The sequence below is a fragment of the Mesorhizobium sp. M1328 genome, from assembly GCF_040318075.1.
Taxonomy (GTDB): Bacteria; Pseudomonadota; Alphaproteobacteria; order Rhizobiales; family Rhizobiaceae; genus Mesorhizobium.
Genome location: NZ_JAMYLO010000006.1, coordinates 82,193 through 105,115, shown reverse-complemented (window position 1 = coordinate 105,115; position 22,923 = coordinate 82,193). Strand labels below are relative to the sequence as shown.

General features: G+C 64.2%; 19 protein-coding genes. 6 read left to right on the top strand and 13 right to left on the bottom strand.

Annotated features, from left to right (window positions below):
• Positions 1-23 precede the first annotated feature (23 nt).
• Positions 24-1,085 (top strand): DUF2059 domain-containing protein, encoded by a 1,062-nt coding sequence (locus NKH23_RS14495; protein ID WP_352978554.1) that lies wholly within the window; start codon positions 24-26, stop codon positions 1,083-1,085.
• 92 nt (positions 1,086-1,177) lie between these two features.
• Positions 1,178-3,880 (top strand): ATP-dependent helicase, encoded by a 2,703-nt coding sequence (locus NKH23_RS14490; RefSeq protein ID WP_352978552.1) that lies wholly within the window; start codon positions 1,178-1,180, stop codon positions 3,878-3,880.
• Between the two features lie 12 nt (positions 3,881-3,892).
• On the opposite strand, the gene NKH23_RS14485 is transcribed toward NKH23_RS14490, so the two are convergent.
• The 5 genes from NKH23_RS14485 to NKH23_RS14465 all read right to left on the bottom strand — a co-directional run bounded on the left by NKH23_RS14485 (position 3,893) and on the right by NKH23_RS14465 (position 8,842).
• The gene (locus tag NKH23_RS14485) at positions 3,893-4,936 is read right to left on the bottom strand and encodes an ABC transporter permease (RefSeq protein WP_352912784.1); all 1,044 of its coding nucleotides are present in this window, start codon (positions 4,934-4,936) and stop codon (positions 3,893-3,895) included.
• Positions 4,933-5,724: an ATP-binding cassette domain-containing protein gene (locus NKH23_RS14480; protein ID WP_352719001.1), complete on the bottom strand. Its 792-nt coding sequence runs from the start codon at positions 5,722-5,724 to the stop codon at positions 4,933-4,935. Before NKH23_RS14480 ends, NKH23_RS14485 begins: the two co-directional genes overlap by 4 nt.
• A gap of 65 nt (positions 5,725-5,789) precedes the next feature.
• Positions 5,790-6,797, bottom strand: coding sequence for a substrate-binding domain-containing protein (locus tag NKH23_RS14475; RefSeq protein ID WP_352912783.1), 1,008 nt, complete (start codon positions 6,795-6,797; stop codon positions 5,790-5,792).
• Positions 6,798-6,902: 105 nt separating this feature from the next.
• Positions 6,903-7,808, bottom strand: a complete 906-nt coding sequence (locus NKH23_RS14470) for a sugar phosphate isomerase/epimerase family protein (RefSeq protein ID WP_502908363.1) — start codon at positions 7,806-7,808, stop codon at positions 6,903-6,905.
• Positions 7,808-8,842, bottom strand: coding sequence for a Gfo/Idh/MocA family protein (locus NKH23_RS14465; protein ID WP_352912781.1), 1,035 nt, complete (start codon positions 8,840-8,842; stop codon positions 7,808-7,810). Before NKH23_RS14465 ends, NKH23_RS14470 begins: the two co-directional genes overlap by 1 nt.
• Before the next feature lie 195 nt (positions 8,843-9,037).
• On the opposite strand from NKH23_RS14465, the gene NKH23_RS14460 reads away from it, so the two are divergent.
• Positions 9,038-10,063: a LacI family DNA-binding transcriptional regulator gene (locus tag NKH23_RS14460; protein ID WP_352912780.1), complete on the top strand. Its 1,026-nt coding sequence runs from the start codon at positions 9,038-9,040 to the stop codon at positions 10,061-10,063.
• 10 nt (positions 10,064-10,073) lie between these two features.
• Here NKH23_RS14460 and NKH23_RS14455 read toward each other — a convergent pair whose 3' ends face one another.
• Genes NKH23_RS14455 through NKH23_RS14430 form a run of 6 tightly spaced genes read right to left on the bottom strand, consistent with a single transcriptional unit; the run spans position 10,074 to position 16,560 of the window.
• Positions 10,074-10,991, bottom strand: coding sequence for a ribokinase (locus tag NKH23_RS14455; RefSeq protein WP_352912779.1), 918 nt, complete (start codon positions 10,989-10,991; stop codon positions 10,074-10,076).
• Positions 10,992-11,022: 31 nt separating this feature from the next.
• The gene (locus NKH23_RS14450) at positions 11,023-11,898 is read right to left on the bottom strand and encodes a MurR/RpiR family transcriptional regulator (RefSeq protein WP_023721163.1); all 876 of its coding nucleotides are present in this window, start codon (positions 11,896-11,898) and stop codon (positions 11,023-11,025) included.
• Positions 11,895-12,872: an ABC transporter permease gene (locus tag NKH23_RS14445; protein WP_352719007.1), complete on the bottom strand. Its 978-nt coding sequence runs from the start codon at positions 12,870-12,872 to the stop codon at positions 11,895-11,897. Before NKH23_RS14445 ends, NKH23_RS14450 begins: the two co-directional genes overlap by 4 nt.
• Before the next feature lie 16 nt (positions 12,873-12,888).
• On the bottom strand, positions 12,889-14,415 hold the full coding sequence (locus NKH23_RS14440; protein WP_352912777.1) for a sugar ABC transporter ATP-binding protein: 1,527 nt from the start codon (positions 14,413-14,415) through the stop codon (positions 12,889-12,891).
• 57 nt (positions 14,416-14,472) lie between these two features.
• Complete coding sequence (locus tag NKH23_RS14435; protein WP_352719009.1) at positions 14,473-15,531, bottom strand: sugar ABC transporter substrate-binding protein; 1,059 nt, start codon at positions 15,529-15,531, stop codon at positions 14,473-14,475.
• Between the two features lie 39 nt (positions 15,532-15,570).
• Positions 15,571-16,560 carry a TIM barrel protein gene (locus tag NKH23_RS14430; RefSeq protein WP_352719010.1) on the bottom strand — a complete coding sequence of 330 codons (990 nt, stop codon included), beginning with the start codon at positions 16,558-16,560 and terminating at the stop codon, positions 15,571-15,573.
• A gap of 248 nt (positions 16,561-16,808) precedes the next feature.
• Between NKH23_RS14430 and NKH23_RS14425 the strand changes: the two genes are divergently transcribed.
• The gene (locus tag NKH23_RS14425) at positions 16,809-18,287 is read left to right on the top strand and encodes an esterase-like activity of phytase family protein (protein ID WP_352978546.1); all 1,479 of its coding nucleotides are present in this window, start codon (positions 16,809-16,811) and stop codon (positions 18,285-18,287) included.
• Positions 18,288-18,429: 142 nt separating this feature from the next.
• Here NKH23_RS14425 and NKH23_RS14420 read toward each other — a convergent pair whose 3' ends face one another.
• The gene (locus tag NKH23_RS14420) at positions 18,430-19,218 is read right to left on the bottom strand and encodes a L,D-transpeptidase (RefSeq protein WP_352719012.1); all 789 of its coding nucleotides are present in this window, start codon (positions 19,216-19,218) and stop codon (positions 18,430-18,432) included.
• A 191-nt stretch (positions 19,219-19,409) separates the two neighbouring features.
• Between NKH23_RS14420 and NKH23_RS14415 the strand changes: the two genes are divergently transcribed.
• Entirely contained in the window at positions 19,410-20,882 is a 1,473-nt protein-coding gene (locus tag NKH23_RS14415; protein WP_352912775.1) for an MATE family efflux transporter, read from the top strand.
• 9 nt (positions 20,883-20,891) lie between these two features.
• Here the strand turns inward: NKH23_RS14415 and NKH23_RS14410 are convergent, their stop codons facing one another.
• On the bottom strand, positions 20,892-22,097 hold the full coding sequence (locus NKH23_RS14410) for an MFS transporter (protein WP_352912774.1): 1,206 nt from the start codon (positions 22,095-22,097) through the stop codon (positions 20,892-20,894).
• Positions 22,098-22,253: 156 nt separating this feature from the next.
• Here NKH23_RS14410 and NKH23_RS14405 point away from each other — a divergent pair, with 156 nt between their 5' ends.
• A complete protein-coding gene (locus NKH23_RS14405) occupies positions 22,254-22,829 on the top strand; it encodes a TMEM175 family protein (protein WP_352912773.1) in 576 nt (191 codons plus the stop codon).
• Positions 22,830-22,923 lie beyond the last annotated feature (94 nt).

Genomic DNA, 22,923 nt, shown 5'->3' with positions numbered 1-22,923 from the left:
CTGGTGCGCGCCGCGACGCGTCCATGGGCAACCCCGCATTGCGTTCCTGCCCCCACGCAACTTTCTCCGGCCCGCCTTGTGTGTCAAGCGAGCTCGAAGCAATCCATGATCGGACCAACAACGACGCTGCTGATTTCAACGCTGTGGGCAAACTCGAGCCACACGCTAAAGTAGCGATCTACCTTGCCGGTAACCAAGTTTTCCAGCAATCTGGCTTGAGCCACCAAAACCTTGGAGTAAATAGAGTGACGTCATTCCTAGTGCCTACGACGCGCGCAGTGCTTATCGCATACGCCCTCCTCCTCGGACTGGTCGCCGGGACAATGGCGGCACCGGCACAGACGATCGGCGAGATCAACAGGGCAAACGGCCTTGACGAGATGCTGATGAGCATCGGCCCCAGTATCGCCAATGGCATAAACTCCATACCGGGACCTCTTTCGAAAAATTTCCAGGAGGCCTGGTCGGAGGCGATGGAAGGCTCCTTCGACGCGGCCAAAATGGAGACGGCCGTCGAATCGCACATGGGGGACAAGCTGACCGCTGCCGATCTGTCCGATCTTGCCGCGTTCTACACCTCGGCTTTGGGCAAACGCGTTACCGCTCTGGAAATTCAATCGTCTGGTTCTGAGGGCAAGGAAAGAAAGAGGACAGACGGCCACCGCATCCTCGCCGAGCTGCCATCCAAGGATCCGGTCCGTCTCGAGTTGTACAGGAAGATCATGGATGACATCAGCGCCGTCGACACGGGCGAAGCAATGGCGTTGAATATAGGCTACGCGATGTTTTCGGGCGTGGTGGGAGCGGCAGGAAAACCCCTTCCGGACGACCAGATCATGGCTCTGGTGCACCGGCAATACGCAAGCATTCGCCAGAAAATCGAACAAAACGTCATGGAAGGTGCCGCCTACACGTACAGAGATCTGCCGCTTGAAGATCTCAAGCTTTATTCGACATTCCTGGCGTCGCCCGCCGGCAGCCGCTACTACGATCAAATGCTGGCCGCTCTGAGTGTGGTGATAGCAGGGGAAGCGCGCTCGTTCGGACACCGGTTGTTCGTAGCGCTGGGTTACCGCAAGGCCTGAGCAGGCGGGTATCGCACCGCTCGGGTGCTTTGCCAGAACAAAACGGAGACACTTCTGGCCTTTCGCTGCCGAATCACTACATTCGGGGGGAGATGTCCGGGTTTTCGGAAGACATGCCCTTTTTTGACGAACCGAACGCGCGGCCCGTGGCCCCGTCGGGCATTGCCGCGCGCGCCATGGCTGCCCGCAGCAACCAGAACAACGCGCCCGATTATCTCAACGGCCTCAACCCCGAGCAGCGGCTGGCAGTAGAAACCACCGAAGGCCCGGTGCTGGTGCTGGCCGGCGCCGGCACCGGCAAGACGCGCGTCCTGACCACCCGCATTGCCCACATCCTTGCCACCGGCAAGGCTTTCCCCTCGCAGATCCTCGCCGTCACCTTCACCAACAAGGCGGCGCGCGAGATGAAGCAGCGCATCGGCCTGTTGATCGGCGACGGCAATGTCGAGGGCATGCCGTGGCTCGGCACCTTCCATTCGATCGGCGTCAAGCTGCTGCGCAGACATGCCGAGCTGGCCGGGCTCAAATCCGACTTCACCATTCTCGACACCGATGATGTCGTACGGCTGATCAAGCAGCTCATCCAGGCCGAAGGGCTGGACGACAAGCGCTGGCCGGCCAAGCAGTTCGCCCAGATGATCGACGGCTGGAAGAACAAGGGCCTCGGTCCCGCCGACATCCCCGAGGGCGATGCCCGTGCCTTCGCCAACGGCAAGGGCCGCGAGCTCTACAAGGCCTATCAGGAGCGGCTGAAAACGCTGAACGCTTGCGACTTCGGCGATCTCCTGTGCCACCCGATCCGCATATTTCGCGCCAATCCGGACGTGCTGAAGGAATACCACAAGCGCTTCCGCTACATCCTCGTCGACGAATACCAGGACACCAACACCGCCCAGTACATGTGGCTGCGCCTGCTGGCACAGCGGCCGCGATCCTCCCCCCTTGAGGGGGAGGTGCCCGCGAAGCGGGCGGAGGGGGTTGCCGCAGAAGGCACCGCCAATGCGTCGAGCACTGCCGCACGGACCCCACCCGACCGGGCTTTGCCCGGCCACCCTCCCCTCAAGGGGGAGGGAAATCCGCGCCCAGCCACCGTAAATATCTGTTGCGTTGGCGACGACGACCAGTCGATCTACGGCTGGCGCGGCGCCGAGGTCGACAACATCCTGCGCTTCGACAAGGACTTTCCCGGCGCCACCATCATCCGGCTGGAGCGCAACTACCGCTCGACCGCGCATATCCTCGGCACCGCCTCGCATCTCATCGCCCACAATGAGGGCCGCTTCGGCAAGACGCTGTTTACCGAAAAGATCGCCGAGGACGACGAGAAGGTGCATGTCCATGCCGCCTGGGATTCCGAGGAGGAGGCCCGCGCCGTCGGCGAGACCATCGAGGCCTACCAGCGCCAGAAGCACAATCTCAACGACATGGCGATTCTCGTCCGCGCGTCCTTCCAGATGCGCGAGTTCGAGGACCGCTTCGTCACGCTCGGCCTCAACTACCGCGTCATCGGCGGCCCGCGCTTCTACGAGCGCCTCGAAATCCGCGATGCGCTGGCCTTCTTCCGCGTCGTCGCGCAAGGCGCCGACGACCTCGCTTTCGAGCGCATCGTCAACGTCCCGAAGCGCGGCCTTGGCGAGGCCACCATCCGCCAGATCCACGACACCGCACGCGCCCTGCGCATCCCGATGCTGGAGGCGGCGGCAACTCTCGCCGAGAGCGACGAGCTGAAGCCGAAGCCGCGCGCGGCACTGCGCGAGGTCTCGGCCAATTTCGAGCGCTGGCAGAAGGCGCTGGAAACCACGCCGCACACCGAGCTCGCCGAGACCATCCTGGAGGAGAGCGGCTACACCGACATGTGGAAGAACGACCGTTCGGTCGAAGCGCCGGGGCGGCTGGAAAACCTCAAGGAGTTGATCCGCTCCATGGAGGAGTACGAATCGCTGCGCTCCTTCCTCGAACATGTCGCGCTGGTGATGGACGCCGAGCAGAACGCCGAGCTCGACGCCGTCAATATCATGACGCTGCATTCGGCCAAGGGCCTCGAATTCGAAACCGTGTTCCTGCCCGGCTGGGAGGAAGGGCTGTTCCCGCACCAGCGTTCCCTGGACGAGGGTGGCCGCTCCGGGCTGGAAGAGGAACGCCGCCTCGCCTATGTCGGGCTGACCCGCGCCAAGAAGAACCTGCACATCTGGTTCGTCTCCAACCGCCGCATCCACGGCCTCTGGCAATCGACCATCCCGTCGCGCTTTCTCGACGAACTGCCCGAAGCCCATGTCGAGGTCGCCGAGAGCGGCAATTCCTATGGCGGCTACGGCAATGCCTATGGTGGCGGCTCGTTCGCCGCCGGTCGCGGTGGCCAAGGGGCAGGCAGGCAGAACCCCTATGGCGCGTCGCGCTTCGACAATCTTGGCGGCAACAACGGCGCCGAGAAATCCGGCGCTTTCTCCAGCACCTATGCGACACCGGGCTGGCAACGTGCTCAGGCCAACCGCACCGAGGCGACCGACCGCAATTGGGGCACGCGCTCCGGCCACCAGGTCGAGCGCATCGGCTATGGCGAAACCGATTCCGGCTACGGCGCCGGCCGGACCTCGATCAAAGGCCGCACCATCGACGGCGAGCTGGTCGCCAAATCCGTCGCCGACACGCCGTCCCCCTTCAATGTCGGCGACCGCGTCTTCCACCAGAAATTCGGCAACGGCAACATCTCGGCCATCGAAGGCAACAAGCTGACCATCGACTTCGACAAGGCCGGCCAGAAACGCGTGCTGGACGGGTTTGTCACGGGGGTGTGAGGTCGCCGGTCGTTAGCGATACCGCGCCTGGTTCCACTTATGGCCAAGCAGCGACAAGATGATGATCAGCCCGTTGAAGAACTGGACGTAGAAGCCACTCAGGCCCGCCGCCACCACGCCGGTCTGGATGAAGGAGACGGTGACCGCGCCGATTGCGCCTCCGACGACGGTGCCGATGCCGCCCCAGGTCGGCGTGCCGCCGACGAACACCGATGCCAGCACCGGCAAGAGATAACCGTCGCCCGCCGTCGGCCACCAGGTGAAGTTGATCATCACCGAGAAGGTGCCGGCGATTGCCGCGCCGATGCCGACGAAGACGAACACTTTCACCCTGACGCGCTTGACGTCGATGCCCATCTGCTGGGCGCTGTCGGGATTGTCGCCGACCACCTTGACCTGCGCGCCGAAGCGATGGCGGTTGTAGAGCAGCGCCGACAGCACGACGAAGCCGATCGCCCAGAATATCTGCACCGGAATGCCGTAAAGCTGGCTGGAGAAGATCTTGTAGGCCCAGCTGTCGGCAAGGCCGGTCAGTGCCGTCGACCTGCCCTCGTTGATGATCTGGATCAGGCCGCGCAGCAGGAAATTCATGCCGAGCGTGGCGATCAGCGACGACAGCCCGCCATAGACGACCAGCGAGCCGACCAGGAAGCCGAGCAGCATGCCGGTGACGATTGCGGCGGCGATGCCGACGAACGGGTCGTAGCCGGCCTGCACGACCAGCGCAAACACCCATGAGGCGAAGCCCATCGTCGCCGGAAACGACAGGTCGATCTCGCCGCAGGTGACGACAAAGACCAGCGGCACCACCACGAACAGCGCCACGGGCAGCGTGGTCAGCACGGAACTGTAGAGATACCAGCTGGTGAAGACCGTCGGATTGGCGATCATGAACACCGCCATCATCACGATGAACACCGCAAGCGTGCCGAGTGCGGCGCGGTTGTCGAGGACAAAGCCGCGCATCCAGTGATCGGACGGGTGCTTCCATGCCTTCCGGGCGGCTTCGCTGCTGCCGAGCGGGGTTTGCAGATCGGGCTCCATTGTCTTGCTCATCGCGTTGCCTGCTCCCCGGCATCGTGCAATCCCGCCAGTCCGCCGGGGTGTGCCACGTCTTCCATGAAATTGATGAGGTCTTCGGCCGACTTGACCTCGCTCCGGTCGGCGCTGAGCGCGACCTTGCCGCGGTCGAGCACGACGAAGCGGTCGGCGATATCGAAGACGTGGTGGATGTTGTGGCCGATGAACAGGATCGACCGGCCGCTCGCCCGCACCTGGCGGACGAAATGAAAAACCTTCGCCGTTTCGGTCAGTGACAGCGCCGTCGTCGGCTCGTCGAGAATGATCAGGTCGGCTTGCTTGTAGATGGCGCGGGCGATCGCCACGCCCTGACGTTCGCCGCCCGACAGCTGGCCGACGATCGACTGCGGCGTGAACACTTTCGAGGTGAAGCCGATCTCGCGCATCAGCCGGCTCGCCTCCGCGATCTCCTTGTTGACCTTCAGCCAGCCAAGCCAACCGGTGAGCTCGCGGCCCATGAAGATGTTGCGCACGATCGTCTGCTGAACGGCGAGCGCCCGGTCCTGGAACACCGTCTCGATGCCGGCGTCGCGCGAGCGCGCGGCGCTCCACCCGGTCACCGGTTTGCCGCGGATGAGGATTTCGCCGCTGGTCGGCTTGACCACGCCGGAAAGAATCTTGATCAGCGTCGATTTGCCGGCGCCGTTGTCGCCGATCAGGCCGACCACCTCGCCGCGGTCGACGCTGAGGTTGACGCCGCCAAGCGCATAGACCTGGCCGTAGGACTTGCTGATGTCACGCAATTCGATGAGGCGTTCGGCCATGGCGGTCCTCGCTTGTTTGTCGGTCGTTGCCGGCCGGGGTTCAACCCGGCCGGCAGATCGGGCGATCAGCGCAGCGCCTGCTTGGCGAGTTCGGCGACGATCTCGTAATTCTGCGGCGTGACGAAGCCGGCACCGGTGTCGACATTCATCGGCGCCAGACCCAGCACCACCTGCTGGCAGAGGCTGAGGATCGGCAGATATCCCTGCAGGAACGGCTGCTGGTCGGCCGTCAGCTGCACCCAGCCGCCCTTGAAGCCCTCGACGATCTGCGGGCTGGTGTCGAAGCCGAAGTTGAAGATGTCGCCCGGCTTCCTGCCCGCCGCCTGCATGTAAGTCGGCACATTGCCCAGCAGCTGCCCGCCGGGATAGCCGACCGCCTTGACGTCGGGATTGTTGAGCAATGCTGCCGTGATCACCGGAATGGCCAGATTGGGGTCGGCGGCCCACTCGGTTTGAGAATTGATTTGAACGACATCGACGCCGGCCTCTTTCAGTGCGGCGACTGTGCCACGCTCGCGTGCGCCGCGGCTCTCGTTCTCGAACGGGCCGATCATGATCGCCTTGTCGCCGGCCTTCAGCCCGGCCAGCTTGAACGCCTCGGCGCCAAGTGCGCGGCCCTGCTGCTCCTGCTGGGCGCCGACATAGCCGCCGCCGAACGCCGCCGTAACCGTCGGCACAGGCACGTTCTGGTACATCATCTTGATGCCGTCCTTGTGCGCCTGTTCGGCCAGCGGCATGATAGCGGCGTCGCCCGGGTGGCCCATCATGGCGATGCCTTGGGGCTTGACTGCGACTGCCTCGCGCAGCTGCTGGACCATCTTTTCGACATCCCAGCCCGAAAAGATATAGTCGACCTTAGGCCCGAGATCGGCGGCCGCCTGCTTGGCGCCATTATAGACGATGGTGCCGAAGGCGTCGCCCTCGGCGCCGCCCGCGAAGAAACGGATATGGACATCCTTGCACCACTGGGCATCGAGCGCCTGCGCCGGCAAGGTCGAGAGTGCGGCGGTGAGCGCCATCGCGGCCGCCGCGACGGTCGAGCGCAAAACTGTCCTTCTCATCGTAATGCTCATGCACTTATCCTCCCTTTGTTCCCTCGCTAGCCGAGGGGTTTTGACGATCGCTTCGGCATTGCGCCGCAATCTTTCGCTGGCCGGCACCTCCCGCCGGCCGACTTCTCACACCGGGTTCGGCAGATAGCTCGCGCCTCCCCGGCATTGTTGGAGATAATCCAGCGCACGCGCCTGGCCGGTGATCTCGAGATCGCCGCGGTAGACCGGGTCGTGCCAGCCCTCGATGTCGATGGCGCCCTTGTAGCCGGCCAGCCGCAGCTCGCTGATCACCCGCGTCCAGTCGCTGTCGCCGAAGCCCGGCGTGCGCATCTGCACGAACGGCAGGCGGCCGAACACGCCATGTTCGCGGATCACGTCCCAGCGCACCGTCGCGTCTTTGCCGTGGACGTGGAAGATGCGCGGCGCCCATTTGCGGATCTGCGGGATCGGGTCGATCAGGTAGACCAGCTGGTGGCAGGGCTCCCACTCCAGGCCGAGATTGTCGTCCGGCACTTCGTTGAACATGAGCTCCCAGGCGTCTGGATTGTGGGCGATATTCCAGTCGCCGCTGGCCCAGTTGCCGTCCATGGCGCAGTTCTCGAAGGCGATGCGCACGCCCTTGTCGGCGGCACGCTTGGCCAACGGTCCCCAGACCTCGCGGAAACGCGGCAGGCTGTCGGGCAGCGGCTTGCCGCGGATGCGGCCGGTGAAGCCGCTGACCATATTGGTGCCGAACAGATGCGCGTTGTCGATGATCGTTTCCCATGCCTGGAGCACGCCGCGATCAACTTCACCGCTCTCCAGCGGGTTGCCGAACACCCCGATCGACGAGACGACGACATCGGCATCGCCGATCGCCTCGCGGATCTCGCCTGCCAGCCGCGGAATGTCCTTGCCGCCCAGCGTCTGCCAGAAGAACGGCTGGATGCTCTCGAAGCCTAGCGGCAGAATCTGCCTGACATAGGCGGCCGGGTCGTCGAGATTGGCCCTCACCATTGTGCCGATCCTGATGTCGAGCAGCGGGTTTGGCATCATGATCCTTCCTGTGCAGTGATAGCGACCCGGCGCCCGGTCTCGGCGCTCTCGATCGCAGCGAAAACCATGGCCAGGCTCTTGATGTTGTCGGCGCCACGCGTCTCCGGCTCGGTGCCGGTTTCGACGGCGCGGACGAAATCCTGGATAATGCCGAGATGGCCGCCGACGCGATCGGCCGGGTCGAGCGGCGGTACGGCTATCGGTTCGGTGCGATCGAACAGGCCTTCACGGACCGGCTGCACGACTTCCGCCTTCAGCCCGTCCTCGCCGTCCCAGACAATGCTGCCGCGCTCGGCGACGATGCGCCATGTACTGTCCCAGCTGGTACGGAAGCCGGCCGCACACCAGCTGCCGGCATAGGTGAACAGTTTGCCGCCGCCGAGGTCGAAGCTTGCGGTTGCCGACGACCCTTGCCGATACCAGGAATTGGCCGGCTCCCACTCCTGGCAATAGACGCCGGCCGGTTCGCCGGCCACCATGTAGCGGGCCGCATCGAATGTGTGGATCGCCATATCGAGCAGCAGCACATGGTGCATCTCTTCGCGAAAACCGCCGAAATGCGGCGCAACGAAGAACTCGGCGTGGATGCTGGTCGCAGCACCAATGACGCCGGAATCGAGAAAGCGCCGGATGCGCCTGACGTTGGCGACATAGCGGCGGTTCTGCACGACGGCATGGATGCGCCCGGCGCCGCGGGCGGCCTCGACAATGGCACGCGCATTGTCCGGGCTGTCGGCCAGCGGCTTTTCGGTCAAGAGATGGCAATGGTGGGCAAAGGCGGAAAGCGCGACCTCGCGGCGGGCGGCGGGAACCACCACGTCGAATACCGCGTCGGGCCTGGTCTGGTCGAGCACGGCGCCGAGGTCGGTTCCGATGACGGCGCCGGAAAGCTCGTATTCGCGCGCCCTTGCCCGCGCCCTTTCGGCGTCGAGATCAACCAGGCCGACAATGGTGAGCCCGTCGATCTGCCTGGCCGCATCGAGCCAGGCCTTGCTCATCGCTCCGCAGCCGACCAGGACGACATTGATCATCCAGCACTCCTCCCTCTCGGCCCCTCCAGACCGATCGTCACGGCATTCACGGCAGGGCCGTAAACCTTTTTCCGTAAACGTTTACGAGAACACACCCGATGGCGTAGAATGTCAATTAGCCGGTGCGAAAAATCGTCCTGCCGCCTTGGCCCGAAGAGCCGCCGGTGCTAGCCAAGCAAGGGGGAGAACTGTCCTTTGGCGTCCAGTATTCACGACCTTGCGCGTCACCTGAACATTTCGATCGGCACGGTGTCGCGCGCGCTCAACGGTCGTGCCGACGTCAATGCCGACACACGCCAGCGCGTGCTCGATGCGGCCAAGAAGCTGAATTATTCGCCGAACCAGTCGGGCCGCAGCCTGCGGCGCGGCGCCACCCATTCGATCGCCTTCATGCTGCAGCCTCATCCGGGCGACCAGGAATATGGCGAGCCGTTCTTCATTCCGTTCCTGACCGGGCTGCAGGCCAAGCTCGCCGAAAGCGGGCTCGACCTGATCGTGGTGATGGGCGCGCCGGGCGACTATCAGCAGGAGCGCCTGCGCCGTGTCGTCGAGACCCGGCGGGCCGATGCGGTTGTGCTGGCCTGGACGCGGCGCGAGGACGAGCGCATCGACTATTTGACCCAGGCCGGCTTCCCGTTCGCGACGCTCGGCCGCAGCCGCTCCGGCGGCGATGCCTACCCCTCGCTCGACCTCGACTTCGAAAAAGCGGGGGCTGACGCGGTCGATCGTCTCGTCGCGCGCGGCCACCGTCGCATCGCCGCCATCCGCCCGTCGCTCGACCTCAATTTCGGCTATTTGTTCCTAGCCGGCTATCGCAAGGCGTTGCGGCGGCACGGCATCGAATTCGACCCCGAGCTGATCGCCGACGGCTTCATCAACGAGGCCGGCGGCTACGCGGTGACGCCGAAGGTCATGCGCTCCAAGGACCCGCCGACCGCCATCATCTTCAACAATGATGCGATGGCGCTTGGCGGCTGCAAGGCTCTGGCCGAGACGGGCATCCGGCCCGGCCACGACATCGCGGTGATCGTCATCGTCGACACCCCGCTCTGCCGCTATTTTTCGCCGGCGCTGACCGGCTTTCGCCCGGCGCTGGAGCCGATGGGCGAGCGGCTGGCCGAAATGCTGCTGGCATCGATCCCGGCCTTCGCCGGCACCGAAGGCGCCCGCATCATCCGTGAAGTCTGGCCGCTGGAACTGATCGCGCGGGACAGCGATTGAATCGCGGCGGTCACTGAGCAGGCTGAGGTCGATCAAGCCGGCCGCGCTCGCGCTCCGGCGTTGCGACCAGCAAGGAAGCGGCGGCATTGGCGGCGGCAAGCGCTGCCTCGACAGGCTGCCCAAGCGCAAGCGCCGCCGCGAAGGCGCCGACGAATTCATCACCGGCGCCGTGCGTGCTGACCACCTTCACCGGCATCGACGGCAAGGCGAATGCGTGGCCGTCGCGGTCGCAATAGGCAACGCCCTCGCCGCCGGCGGTGACAATCGCAGCCGGATAGAAACCGACGAGCATGCCGGCCGCCTTCGCAGCACCCTCGAGTGTGTCGACGACCGAAACGCCGGCCAGGAACTCCGCCTCGACGGCGTTGACGATGACGATGTCGGTCAGCGCGATCAGTTCGGCTGTCAGCTTTCGCGCCGGCGCCGCGTTGAGGACGACGCGGCCGCCATGCGCCTTCACCGTCCGCGCCGCGGCAATGTTGCCGGCTTCCGGTATCTCGTTTTGCAGCAGCAGAACCGCCGTTTGCGCGATCAGCTCGGCCGCCTCCGTAATGTCCTTTTCGCCGAGAGTGAGATTGCTGCCCGAGACGATCACCGCGCCATAGTCGCCGCTGTCGTCGAAAATCGCCACGCTCATGCCCGAGCCGGCAGCGGAAGCGACCCGCACGAAGCGCCGGTCAACGTCGTTGCGGTCGAGATTGTCGAGAAGCGCGCGGCCGAAATCGTCGTCGCCGACAGCTCCGATCATTGCCGCACGCACGCCGGCCCGCGCTGCCGACACCGCCTGGTTGCCGCCCTTGCCGCCGCATTTTGGATGCCAGGCATGTCCGGTCACCGTTTCGCCCTTGCGTGGGCGATCGAGGGCTTCGACCATGATGTCGTAATGCAGGCTGCCGAACACGGTCACCAGCGGCGGGGAAGCCGTCATGTGCCCCTGACTTTCACGAGCCGCTTGCCTTTCATGAGTTCTTGTCTTTCCGTTTCGACGTCACCGCAGACATGGTGCGGCCGAGATTGCGCTCCGCCGCCTGGTAGTCGCGTTGCGCGACCGCGACGAACAGCGCGTCGAGAATGTTGAGCTGGGCAATGCGCGCCGCCGCGTTCTCACCCATCAACGGCGAGCCTTGCGCGGTCGAGCAGAGCACGATGTCGGCGACGGCTGCCAATGGCGAGTTGTCGTAGTTGGTGATGGCCAGCGTGCGCGCGCCGCTTTTGCGCGCAAGTTGGATGGCATCGATGACGGCGCTCGTGTTGCCGGAATGCGAGAAGCCGACAGCAATGTCGTCGGCGCCGAGCAGCGAGGCCGACATTAGCATCATGTGCGAATCGTCATAGACAGAAGTGCGGATGCCGATGCGCAGGAATTTGTGCGAAACGTCGCGTGCGATCTGCGCCGAGCCGCCGACGCCGTAGAAATCGCGATTCCTGGCGCGGTAAAGCAGATCGGCGGCACGGTCGAAATCGTCCATGTCGAGAATGGCCAGCGTCTCCTCCAGCGCCTGGATGGACGTGCGGAACACCTTCTGCACGATCTCGGCTGAACTGTCGTCCACCGACAGCTCCTGATGCATCTCGGCAGTTGGCAGGCGGCTGTATTCATAGACCGCCGTGCGAAAGTCGCGATAGCCGGAAAAACCCAGCTTCTTGGCGATCTTGACCACCATCGCCTCCGACACACCGGCCTCCTCGGCGATCTGCTTGAGCGGTATGGTCTCGTCGAAGCCGCGCCGTCCGAAGACGGTTTCAACCACCTTCGCCTCGAGCGGCGTCAGATGCGGCATCATCATGCGGATGCGCGGTCCTACTGCTTTCAGGTCCAGCCCGGTCAAGGTCATCCACGTCCCCTCGTCACGCGATCGATAAGCATCGCGGCGAGGATTATAAGGCCAGTTGCCAAGAGCTGATAGAAGGACTGCACGTTCATCAGCGTCAGGCCGTTGCGCATGCTGCCAAGGATGACGGCACCCAGGATGGTGCCGACGACGCTGCCCTTGCCGCCCATTAGCGAGGCGCCGCCGATTGCCGCCGCTGCTATGGCGTCGAGCTCCCAGAGATTGCCCAGAATGGGTTCGGCCGCACCCAGCCGGCCGATCAGGATCTGCGCTGCAAGCGCTGCCAGCAGGCCCGAGATCATATAGGCGGCGATCTTGGTGCGTGCGATCGGCACGCCGGCTATGTAGGCCGCCTCCTCATTGCCGCCGACGGCGAGCAGATATTCGCCGAAAGGCGTCTTTTTGAGGATGATCCAGGCAATCAGCGCGACCACGGCCACGATGATGACCGCCAACGGCAATCCGAACAGCGAGCCGTTGAAGATGGCGCGAAAGCCGGCGGGCAGGCCGAGCACCGGATTGCCGCCGGTGTAAATCAGCGCCAGCGCCCGGTAGGTGCTCAGCGTGCCGAGCGTGACGATGAAAGGCTGCAGCCCGACATAGGCGACCAGCACACCGTTGAGCAGGCCGCAGGCAAGGCCGATGGCGAAGCCAGCGGCGATGGCCAGCGGAAACGGCACGCCGGCCACCAGCATCGAGGCCGAGATGACGGCGGAAAGAGCTGCCGTCGGCCCGACGGACAGGTCGATGCCGCCCGAAATGATGACCAGCGTCATGCCCAACGCCAGGCAGGCATTGATGCTCGACTGCTGCAGGATGTTGATCAGGTTACGCTCGGCAAAAAAGCCGGGGACCAGCGCCCCGAACACGGCAAGGATCACCACCAGGCCGATCAGCGTGCCGGCGTCGCGCACTGAAAACCGGTGCAGGAAATCTGCCCTCGGGCGCGCTGCTGTGTGTTCGGTTATATCGGTCATCCGCTGGTCCTGTCCGTTATGCACCGGCCCGATGGCCTTGAGCCTTGCCGGCCTCAATCTCCGTTTGGGGTATGGCGTGCGCGGCGATCGCGTGTTCGCTGAGACTTGCGCGGCCCAGTTCGGCGGCGACCGTGCCGTCGCGCATGACCAGCACGCGGTCGGCGAGCCGGATCACCTCGGGGAGTTCGGACGACACGACGATTACCGAATGGCCTTCGGCGGCAAGCTCCTCGATCAGGTGGTAGATCTCCGCCTTGGCCCCGACATCGATGCCGCGCGTCGGCTCGTCGAACAGAAGGATCCGCGTTCCCGCCGCCAGCCAGCGGCCGATGATCGCCTTCTGCTGGTTGCCGCCGCTGAACAGGCGGATCGGCCGGTCGAGCAGGAACGGCCTGAGATTGACGCGTTTCATCTTCTCGGCTGCCACGCGCTTCAGCCGGCGATGGTCGATGAGGACGCGCGGCGCGAACACGCCCATCGAGGCCAGCGCCATGTTGCTGGAGATCGACCGCAACGGCACGATGCCTTCGCGCTTGCGCTCCTCCGGCACCAGGCCGATGCCGGCCGCAATCGCGTCGCGCGGACTGGAAAGCTTTACCGCCTCGCCGTCGATTTCAACCGCGCCTGATGAGGCGCGGTCGGCGCCAGCCAGCAGCCGCAGCAGTTCGGTGCGGCCCGAGCCGACCAGGCCGGCAATGCCCAGCACCTCGCCGCGATGCAGCTCGAACGAGACGTCACGGACCTTGGTCGCCGAGGCGAGGCCGCGAACGCTCAACCTGACATCACTGGACGTATGCGAGCGGTGCTGTTCCTGGGCAAGCTCGCGGCCGACCATCATCGAAACGACGGCCTTTTCCGACACCTGCGCAAGATCGACGGACCCGACCACGACGCCGTCGCGCATGATGGTGGCGCGTTGGCAGATACCGAACACCTCGTCCAGCTTGTGCGAGACATAGACGACCGCGACACCGTCGCGGGCCAGGCCGGCAATGACTTCGGCCAGCCGTTCGAACTCGCTCGGCGTCAGGCTCGATGTCGGCTCGTCCATCGCCACGATGCGCGCACGATCGAGCAGCGCCCGGGCGATCTCGACGATCTGCCGCTGCGCGACCTTCAGGCTGCCGAGCGGCGCTGCCGGATCGATGGTCGGGTCGATGGCGGCCAGGGCTTCCGCAGCGCGGCGCTCCTGCTCGCGCCGTGCGACGAAGACGCCGCCCCGCGTCAGCGGATGGCCGAGAAACATGTTCTGGGCGACGCTGAGGCGCGGCACCTGCTGTAATTCCTGATGGATCATCGCGACGCCGGCGGCGCGCGCCGCGACCGGGTTGTTCAACGTCACCGGTTTGCCGTCGATGAAAACGCTTCCCGCTGTCGGCCGGTAGACGCCTGACAGTATGCGCAGCAGCGTCGACTTGCCGGCACCGTTTTCGCCAAGCAGGCCATGGATTTCGCCGGCGCCGACCGAAAAGGACACATCGCTCAGCGCCCGCACGGCCGGAAACACCTTGGAAATGCCCTCGAATTGCAACCGCGCTGACATTGCTTCAGTTCTCCAGGCAAGGGTGCCGACCCAAGGCCGGCACCCGCCGCCCCTGCTCTATTGGCCCGCTGCCGCGTCCTCGAGCAGCGCCTTGCGCACGGAATCGCCACCGCCGGAGTAACGGTCGGCATTGTCCTTGGTGATCAGCGCCTGCGGCGTGGCGACGACGCGCGGCAGTTTCTGCCCGGCCACCAGCCGCAGCGCCGATTCCAGCGCCACCTCGCCGGTCAGCACCGGGAACGAGTCGACGGTACCGGTCAGCTCGCCGGCGCGGATCGAGGCGTAGGCATCGGAAATCCCGTCGGTGCCGAAGACGGCCACCTTGTCTTGCAGACCGGCTGCCTTGACCGCCTCGACGATGCCCAGCGCCATGCCGTCATTGTTGGCATAGAAACCGATCAGGTCGGGATGCTGCTGCAGGATGTTGGTGGCCGCGTCGTAGGAGGTCTGACGATCCCAGTTGCCGGGGACGCTGGCGACGACGTCGAACTTGCCGGCTTCAGTGATGGTGGTCTTGAAGCCGTCGGTGCGCTGGACGGCGGCGTAGACGCCGGCCTGGCCTTCGACGATGGCGACCTTGCCCCCATCCGGCCGGTTCTTGATGAACCATTTGGCGACGCGCACGCCATTGTCGCGCTGGACATTGCCGACATAGTACTCGGCCTGCGGGATGACCGCGTCATTGACGTTGACCACCGGCACGTTGGCGGCCTTGGCCTGTTCCATGATCGGCTGCAGGTTGGAGTCGGTCTGCGGCGAAACGAGCAGCACGTTGTAGCCTTGCGTAACCAGGCCTTCGGCGATGGTGAGCTGGCCGAGCTGGTCGCCCTCGCTCTGCGCCGCCTGATACACGACCGGCACGCCGATGCGGTCGCCGAACGACTTGTAGCCCTCACCCAGAGAGCGCCAGTATTCGTTGGTCAGCGTCTTGGAGACCGCACCCGCCTTGGTGCCCTCGGGCAGCTTGGGGAAGGCCCCGAACTTGGCCTCGAGCTGCGACCAGTCGATGCGATCCTTCTCGGTGTCGGAATTGAGCGGCGCGAGGTCTGCGGAAAACGCCGAGCCTATGGACAGCGCCATCAGGGCAGCGGTGGCGGTGGCAAACAGAAATTTCATGGTCTTCCTCCCTTGTTGAAAACGGTGATGGCCCCGGCCTCAGCTGTCCGGCCCGAGCATGGCTTCCTGGATGATGGCCTGCGACGCGACCGCGTCCTGACGGTCGACGGCAGTCGACAGGCGATTGTCCCCGTCCAGCCGATCGACGACGCGCAGCATGCGCTTCACAGTCGCGATGTTGACTTCGCATTCGTGGACCGGGTCGAGCCCGGTCATGTCGGGGAACGTGTCGAAGTAGATGGCGCCGGCGTAGCCGTCGCGGCGGATCTGCCTGAGCAACTCAATCGTCTGCAGCGTATGCACGGCCCCGACCATCAAGCCGTCGTCGCGCTTGGCGTAGCCGTCGTTGAGATGCACGCCGAGCAGCTTGCTATGCCGTGCCACGAGGGCGGCGGCGAAAGCCGGCTGCTCGTCGGCGTAGAGCACATGGGCGAAATCGAGCGTCACGCCGAGATTGGGCAGGCCGATCTCGCGGATGGCCAGCAACGTCGTCGCCGCATCGGGCATCAGACTGTAGGAGCGCGGCTCGTTGGGTTTGTATTCAAGGCTGATCTGACAGCCCGGATCATGCGCCGCTACTTCACGAATACCATCGATTTCGTGTTGCCAAAGTGTTGCGTAGTCAGCCTGGAAGGCGTAGTCGAAGCCATCCTGCCCCAACCACAATGTCATCAGGCTGGCGCCGGCCTCGCGCGCGGCGTCGATGCCAGCCTTGGTCAGGTCGATAGCCTCGCGGCGAACGGAAGGATCCGGATTGGTGAAGGCGCCGAGCTTGAAAGCCGGGTTAGAGTAGTAGCGCATGGCGAAGCCATTGATGGAAAGCCCGAAATCGCCGAGTTTGCGCGCCATATCCGCAGGCTTTTCATCGACATGGTCGGGGAAGTTGAGGTCGAGATCGGTCAACTCCGCAACCTTCGCCGCACGTGCCGCCATTTGCAGCATAGACGGTTTGCCGACAAGATCGGGCCACTCGGACTGTGGCCCCGAGGCAAAGGAATTGAGGCGGGTGGCGAAACGATAGGCAGTCATCGGGGACCTTTCATTGTCATGACTTTACATAAGAATGATTATTTGTAAAGTTGTTAATTGCTCGCTCGGCGGCGACGAATTCGCCATACCCAGGCCAGTTGCGACCACGGGGGGACAAGCAAACGCGGCACTGTCACGCAAGTATCATGTTCGCGTCCTAGATCGCTTCTCCGAAGGCTTTCGCGGCATCCTTGATGCGACGCGGCGCTTTTTCATGTCCCGGCAGCTTTGTCACAAAGAGGATTTCCATGAAAAACCTGCACCGAAACGCGTCCCTCGCCGTCGCGCTGGCGATGTTCACCGCCTTGACCTCGGCCTCGGCTGAAGACGCCGCGACCGTCGGCGGCGTCAGCTTCGTCAACAAGGGCCTAGTCGGTGTCGGCCGCATCCCGGCCAGCCAGAAGGACAAGTTCGGCGAGACGTTTGGCTCCGGCTCGGGCATGGCGATCGACGCTGCCGGCTGGACGCATGGCCCCGACGGCTATAAGGGCTCGCTGTGGCTGCTGCCGGATCGCGGCTACAATGTCGTCGGCACCACCGATTACCGTCCGCGCCTCAACACGATCGCTCTCGAGTTCGTCCCGATCGCGCCGGGTGCGGCACCGGCCACCGGCCAGGAACAGTCCGGCCTCAAGGCAACCTTAGCCGACACCATGCTTTTGACCGACGACAAGGGCGCCGACGCAACCGGCCTCGATCCGCTCAACGGCGTGCGCGCCGCGACCGACGACATGCCGATCCTGCCCGAAGCCAACGGCAAGCTTGCGCTCGACAACGAGGCGATCGTGCGGCTGCCCGACGGCACGATGTTCATCTCGGACGAATACGGTCCGAACATCTACCGCTTCTCCGCCGATGGGCGTCTGATGTCGGCAACGCAGCCGCCGGCGGCGCTTGTCCCGATGCGTCACGGGACGCCGAACTTCGCGTCCGACAATCCGGGACCTGGCGCGGCAGACCCAGATCCGAAGGATCCCGAAACCGGCCGCCAGAACAACCAGGGCCTCGAAGGCATGGCACTGACGCCGGACGGCAAGTTCCTGATCGCCGTGCTGCAGTCGGCACCCAGACAAGATGGTGGCGATTCCGCTTCGACGCGCCAGAACACGCGCGCGCTGGTCTACGATGCCTCGGATCCGGCCCAACTCAAGCTTGCGCATGAATATGTCGTGCCGCTGCCGGTGTTCACCGATGCCAAGGGCAAGACCAAGATTGCCGCGCAGAGCGAAATCGTGGCTCTGTCGGACAAGACCTTCCTGATGCTGGCGCGCGACAGCGGCAACGGCCAGGGGGTGAAGGGCGACACCTCGCTCCATCGCGAGATCAGCGTCCTCGATGTGTCGGCGGCAACCGACATCACCGGCACCGAGTTCGACAAGGACAAGCCGGTTGCGCCCAAAGGTGAGCTCGATACCTCGGTGACGCCGGCCAAGCTGACGCCGTTCATTGACATCAACGACAAGACCGAGTTCGGCCGCTTCGGGCTGCACAATGGCGCGCCCAATGACCGCAACAACCTTTCGGAGAAATGGGAGGCGATGTCGGTGGTGAGCGTCCTCGACCCAAAGCTGCCCGACGACTATTTCCTGTTCGTCGCCAATGACAACGACTTCCTCACCCAGGACGGTTTCCAGGTAGGCGCGCCCTACAAGGCCGAGGATGGCGCCGATGTCGACACCATGTTCCTGGTTTATCAGGTCACGATTCCCGGCCTCGCCGGGAAGTAGCGGACCCATACAGGCGGACGCGCCGAACGCGTCCGCCTAAGCTGGCGCGATTGAAGGTCGTGCCCTTCAGTTGCGGCTCGCCCGCGCAAGGACGGTGTCCTAGGCGTCGCAAACCTGCGACTGAGGATCCCGTCGAAGGCACTTACCTCAACATCTCCGCGTCCTTTGGCACGCCGGCATCGATCGGGTCGGCCGTCCTGTTCGACACGGCGGCGATCTTCCCGGCAGCCGACAGGTTCGGGCGCACGAAGACCGGCACGACGCCGTCGACGCGGCTGTAGAGGTCGATAATGTCCTGATTCATAAAGCGCACACAGCCGGAGGAAGCGTTCTTCCCAATGGAATCCCACTCCGGCGTGCCGTGCAGCCGGTACATTGTGTCCTTGCCGTCGCGGAAGAGATACAGCGCGCGCGCGCCAAGCGGGCTCTGCGGGCCGGGCGGCATGCCGTCCTTGTATTTCGCCAGTTCCGGCCTGCGCTGGATCATTTCCGGCGGCGGCGTCCAGACCGGCCACTTTTTCCTCGCCTGAACCACGGCGCTGCCGGTCCATCCGAAACCGGCCTTGCCGAGGCTGACGCCATAGCGAATTGCCTTGCCGCCGTCGCGCACCAGATAGAGGAAGTGCTCGGACGTATCGACGACGATCGTGCCGGGTTTTTCTCCGGTCGGGTCGGACACGATTTGACGCACGAATTTCGGATCGACCTTGGCCACCGGGATTGCCGGCAGTTGATAGCCCTCGTCGACGCGCGCCGCATACATGCTTGCCGCATCGCCGAGAGCCGGCTCGCTCGGCGCCGCTGTCACCGGCGGCGCCGCCACGTCCGTCGTGGTGCAGGACGAAAGAGCCACGGAGGCCGCGCCCAGAGCGGATGCACCAAGAAACGCGCGCCGGTTCAGGCGCTCAAAAAACAACGGAATATCGGACATGAGCCCCCCGGCTTACCCATGAGATCCAGGAAAATGCGGCCCCACGCGTGGGGATCAATATACGATTCCGGAAGATTTGAGAAATGCTTAGATCAAGGCACGCCGGGCGGAATTTGCGACGCCGCATCGACCTCTCCCGTTAAATCGGCAATCATTGCGGACTCAGACAAGCCTTCGCCGAGTTGCCTGCCATGGACGACAACATGCCCCCGCGCCGGCGGACCGGCGACCTCACCAGTGGGCCTATCCCGCGTACCCTTTTGCTGTTTGCCCTGCCGGTGCTCGGCTCCAATGTGCTGCAGTCGCTCAACGGCTCGATAAATGCCGTGTGGGTCGGTCGTTTCCTCGGTGAAGCGGCGCTGACCGCTACGTCCAATGCAAACCTCGTGCTGTTTCTCATCCTCGGCACGGTGTTCGGCATCGGCATGGCGGCGACCATCCTGGTGGCGCAATCCGTCGGCGCTCGTGACCTGCCCGAAGCCCGGCGCATCGTCGGCACCAGCGCCACCTTCTTCTTCCTCGTCTCGGTGGTGTTCGCGGTCTGCGGCTGGATCTGGGTCGATGCGATCCTCGATGCGCTCGGCACGCCGGCCGATGCTTTGCCGCTGGCGCGCTCCTATCTGCGCATCATCTTCCTGGCCGTGCCGATGATGAACCTGCTCTCCTTCGTCATGACGGTGCTGCGCGGCGCCGGCGATTCGCGGACGCCTTTCCTTTTTATGGCGCTGGCCGTCGTGCTCGACGTCGTTTTGAACCCGTTGCTCATCCTCGGCATCGGCCCGTTCCCCGAACTCGGCATCGCCGGCTCGGCCGCCTCAACGCTGATCGGCCAGACGGCAAGCGTGGTTGCCATCCTGATCGTGCTTTATGCACGCAAGCACCCGCTGCGGCTGGCCGGCGCCAATCTTGCTCTGCTGCGGCCGGACCCGGCGCTGCTGCGCATTGTCGTCTTCAAGGGCGTGCCGATGGGCCTGCAGATGATCGTCGTTTCGGCCGCGGCGCTGACGGTGATGGGCATGGTCAACTCGTACGGCTCGCAGGTCGCGGCTGCCTACGGCATAGCCGCACAGCTCTGGACCTATATCCAGATGCCGGCGCTCGCCATCGGCGCCGCGGTCTCGTCCATGGCGGCGCAAAATGTCGGCGCCGGGCGCTGGGACCGGATCGGCCGCATCGCCGCCTCCGGCGTCGGCTTCAACCTTCTGCTTACCGGCGTTCTTGTCGCGCTGCTGTTCGTGTTCGATCGCGCGGTGCTCAGCCTCTTCCTCGGCAGCGACAGTGCAGCGATCGACATCGCCACTCACATCAACAAGATCGCGTCGTGGTCCTTCACCCTGTTCGGCATCACCATCGTGCTCTTCGCCACCGTGCGTGCCACCGGTGCGGTGATGCCGCCGCTGATCATCCTGGTGATCTCGGTGCTGCTGGTGCGCACCAGCTTCGCCTATTTCTTGCGAAGCGTGATCGGCGAGGAAGCGCTGTGGTGGAGCTTTCCGGCCGGCTCTATAACCTCGCTCGCGCTGGCCGCGGCCTATTATCGCTTCGGCCGCTGGCGCAGCCTGCACATGATCGAGAGCCGGCCGGCTGCCGGCGAACCGCCGGATACCGGCCTCGGCGTACCGCGCCAGCGCGCGCACCTGTCGCCCGAGACGCCGAACGGCTGAAAGGCCGGCTCAGCGCGCGTATTTCGCGCCAAACCAGAGCGCCACCAGGGAAAATGTGACGATCATCCCGGCAAAGGCCAGGCTCGCCACGGTCGCGCTCGCCACGGTCGACAGGATGCCGATGCCGATCACCGGCAGCGCGTTGCCGCAAAAACAGCAGATGAAGAAGGCGGAGACCACTTCGGCGCGCCGGTCCGCAGGCGCTATCTCGTTCACCACTTGCAAGCCGCCGCGATAGCCGAGCGCTGCGGCCACGCCGCACAAGGCGGTCCCGGCAATCATTATGGCCATCGATGCGAAGACCTGCGCCGCAACAATCAGCGCGACGGTTGGGATCAGCGCAAGCGCCGCGAACATCGCGGCTCGGCTCGAAAGACGTGCCGTCGCTACAATGGTGACGGCCGTCACGATCGCCAATTCAAAGAACAGAGCGCCGGCTTCGGCATGGTTGATTACGTGCAGCTGCTGCGCCAAAATGCTCGGTGCGAGTGCTGCATAAAAGCCGACCAGCGCCATTGCGCCAAAGCCGGTCACCGCCGGCGCAACGAGACTTGCGCGGATGTCATTGGGCACGGAAAGCCGCGGCCGCATCGAAACGTCAGCCAGTTTCCCCGGCCGCGAAACGGTTTCCCGCGTGCGCCAGACCAGCAGGGTTACAGTCGCGAGCATCGCCAGGTAGACGACGAATGTCAGCCTGAGCGGCCAAGGCGCATATTCGGCGAGCAACCCGGCCCCCAGCGCACCAAGGCCGAGGCCGAGGAAATTGGTGCTGGTGGCAATCGTCGCCGCCTGTGACTTGTCGTCGGTCGACAGCAATTCAGCGAGCCATGCGGTGCCGGTACCCGCGCCGACCCCGATTCCTAATCCGCTCAGAATTCGGGCGATGTCCAGCCAGGCGACATTTTCGGCGAACAGGAACACCACCGCGCTGACGACGGCCACCGCCATCCCGGCCAATGCCATTGGACGGCGCCCGATGACATCGGACACACGCCCCAACATCAGCAGCGCCGCCAGATTGCCGATGACATAGACGGCGTAGACCAGCGTCAAAGTGATCTGCGAGAAGCCGAAGACCTGCTTGTAGATGATGTAAAGCGGCGTCAGCGCCGTGCTGCCGGCGAAAAGAGCCGCGATCATGGCGGCCACGGCGGCCGCTGCAGCGCGGCCGCCGAGTTCGTGATCGCGCGTCATGACTTGAGCGTGAGCGGTCATTTTTCGGACCTTTTGCTGTTCGGGATCTGACACCCTAACGCCTGTTTCGCGTCAGCCGTTCCCCCTCCCCGACTTGCTCCTGACAAGTTTGGCAGCTTTGCCGATGGCGCTGAGCGAGATCCTCTTTTAACTTCAGCCGATTGTCAGGGGAGATTCATGGGCAAAGGACGGGTCGAGGCATTCACCGATGGCGTGGTCGCCATCATCATCACCATCATGGTGCTGGAATTGAAGGTGCCGCATGGCGAGGATTTTTCCGCGCTGACACCGCTCTGGCCGATATTCCTCAGCTATGTGCTGTCCTTCATCTATGTCGGCATCTACTGGAACAATTTGCACAACATGTTCCATGCCGTGCAGCGGGTCGACGGCCGCGTGCTGTGGGCGAACCTCAACCTGTTGTTCTGGCTGTCGCTGATGCCGGCGACGACAGCCTTCATGGGCGAGAACCATTTCGCGCCGGTGCCTGTCGCCGTCTATGGCATCGGCCTGGCGCTCTGCGCCGTCGGCTTCAACATCCTCACCATGGCCCTGCATCGGCTGCACGGCAGCGAGACCCTTTTCGCCAGGGCGTTGGGCAATGACCTCAAGGGAAAGATCTCGCTAGCCCTCTATATCGCCGGCGTCGCACTGACCTTCGTCAATCACTGGATCGGTGTCTCGATCTACGTTCTCGTGGCGCTGATCTGGTTAGTGCCGGACAGGCGCTTCGAGCGGCTAATCGAGAAATAGACAGATCATGATCCCGAACCGAAGGACCGCGTCAGCGAAAAGTGGATGCCGGTTTCGGAAAGATCATGGTCAAACGAGAAGATAGAGCCCGATC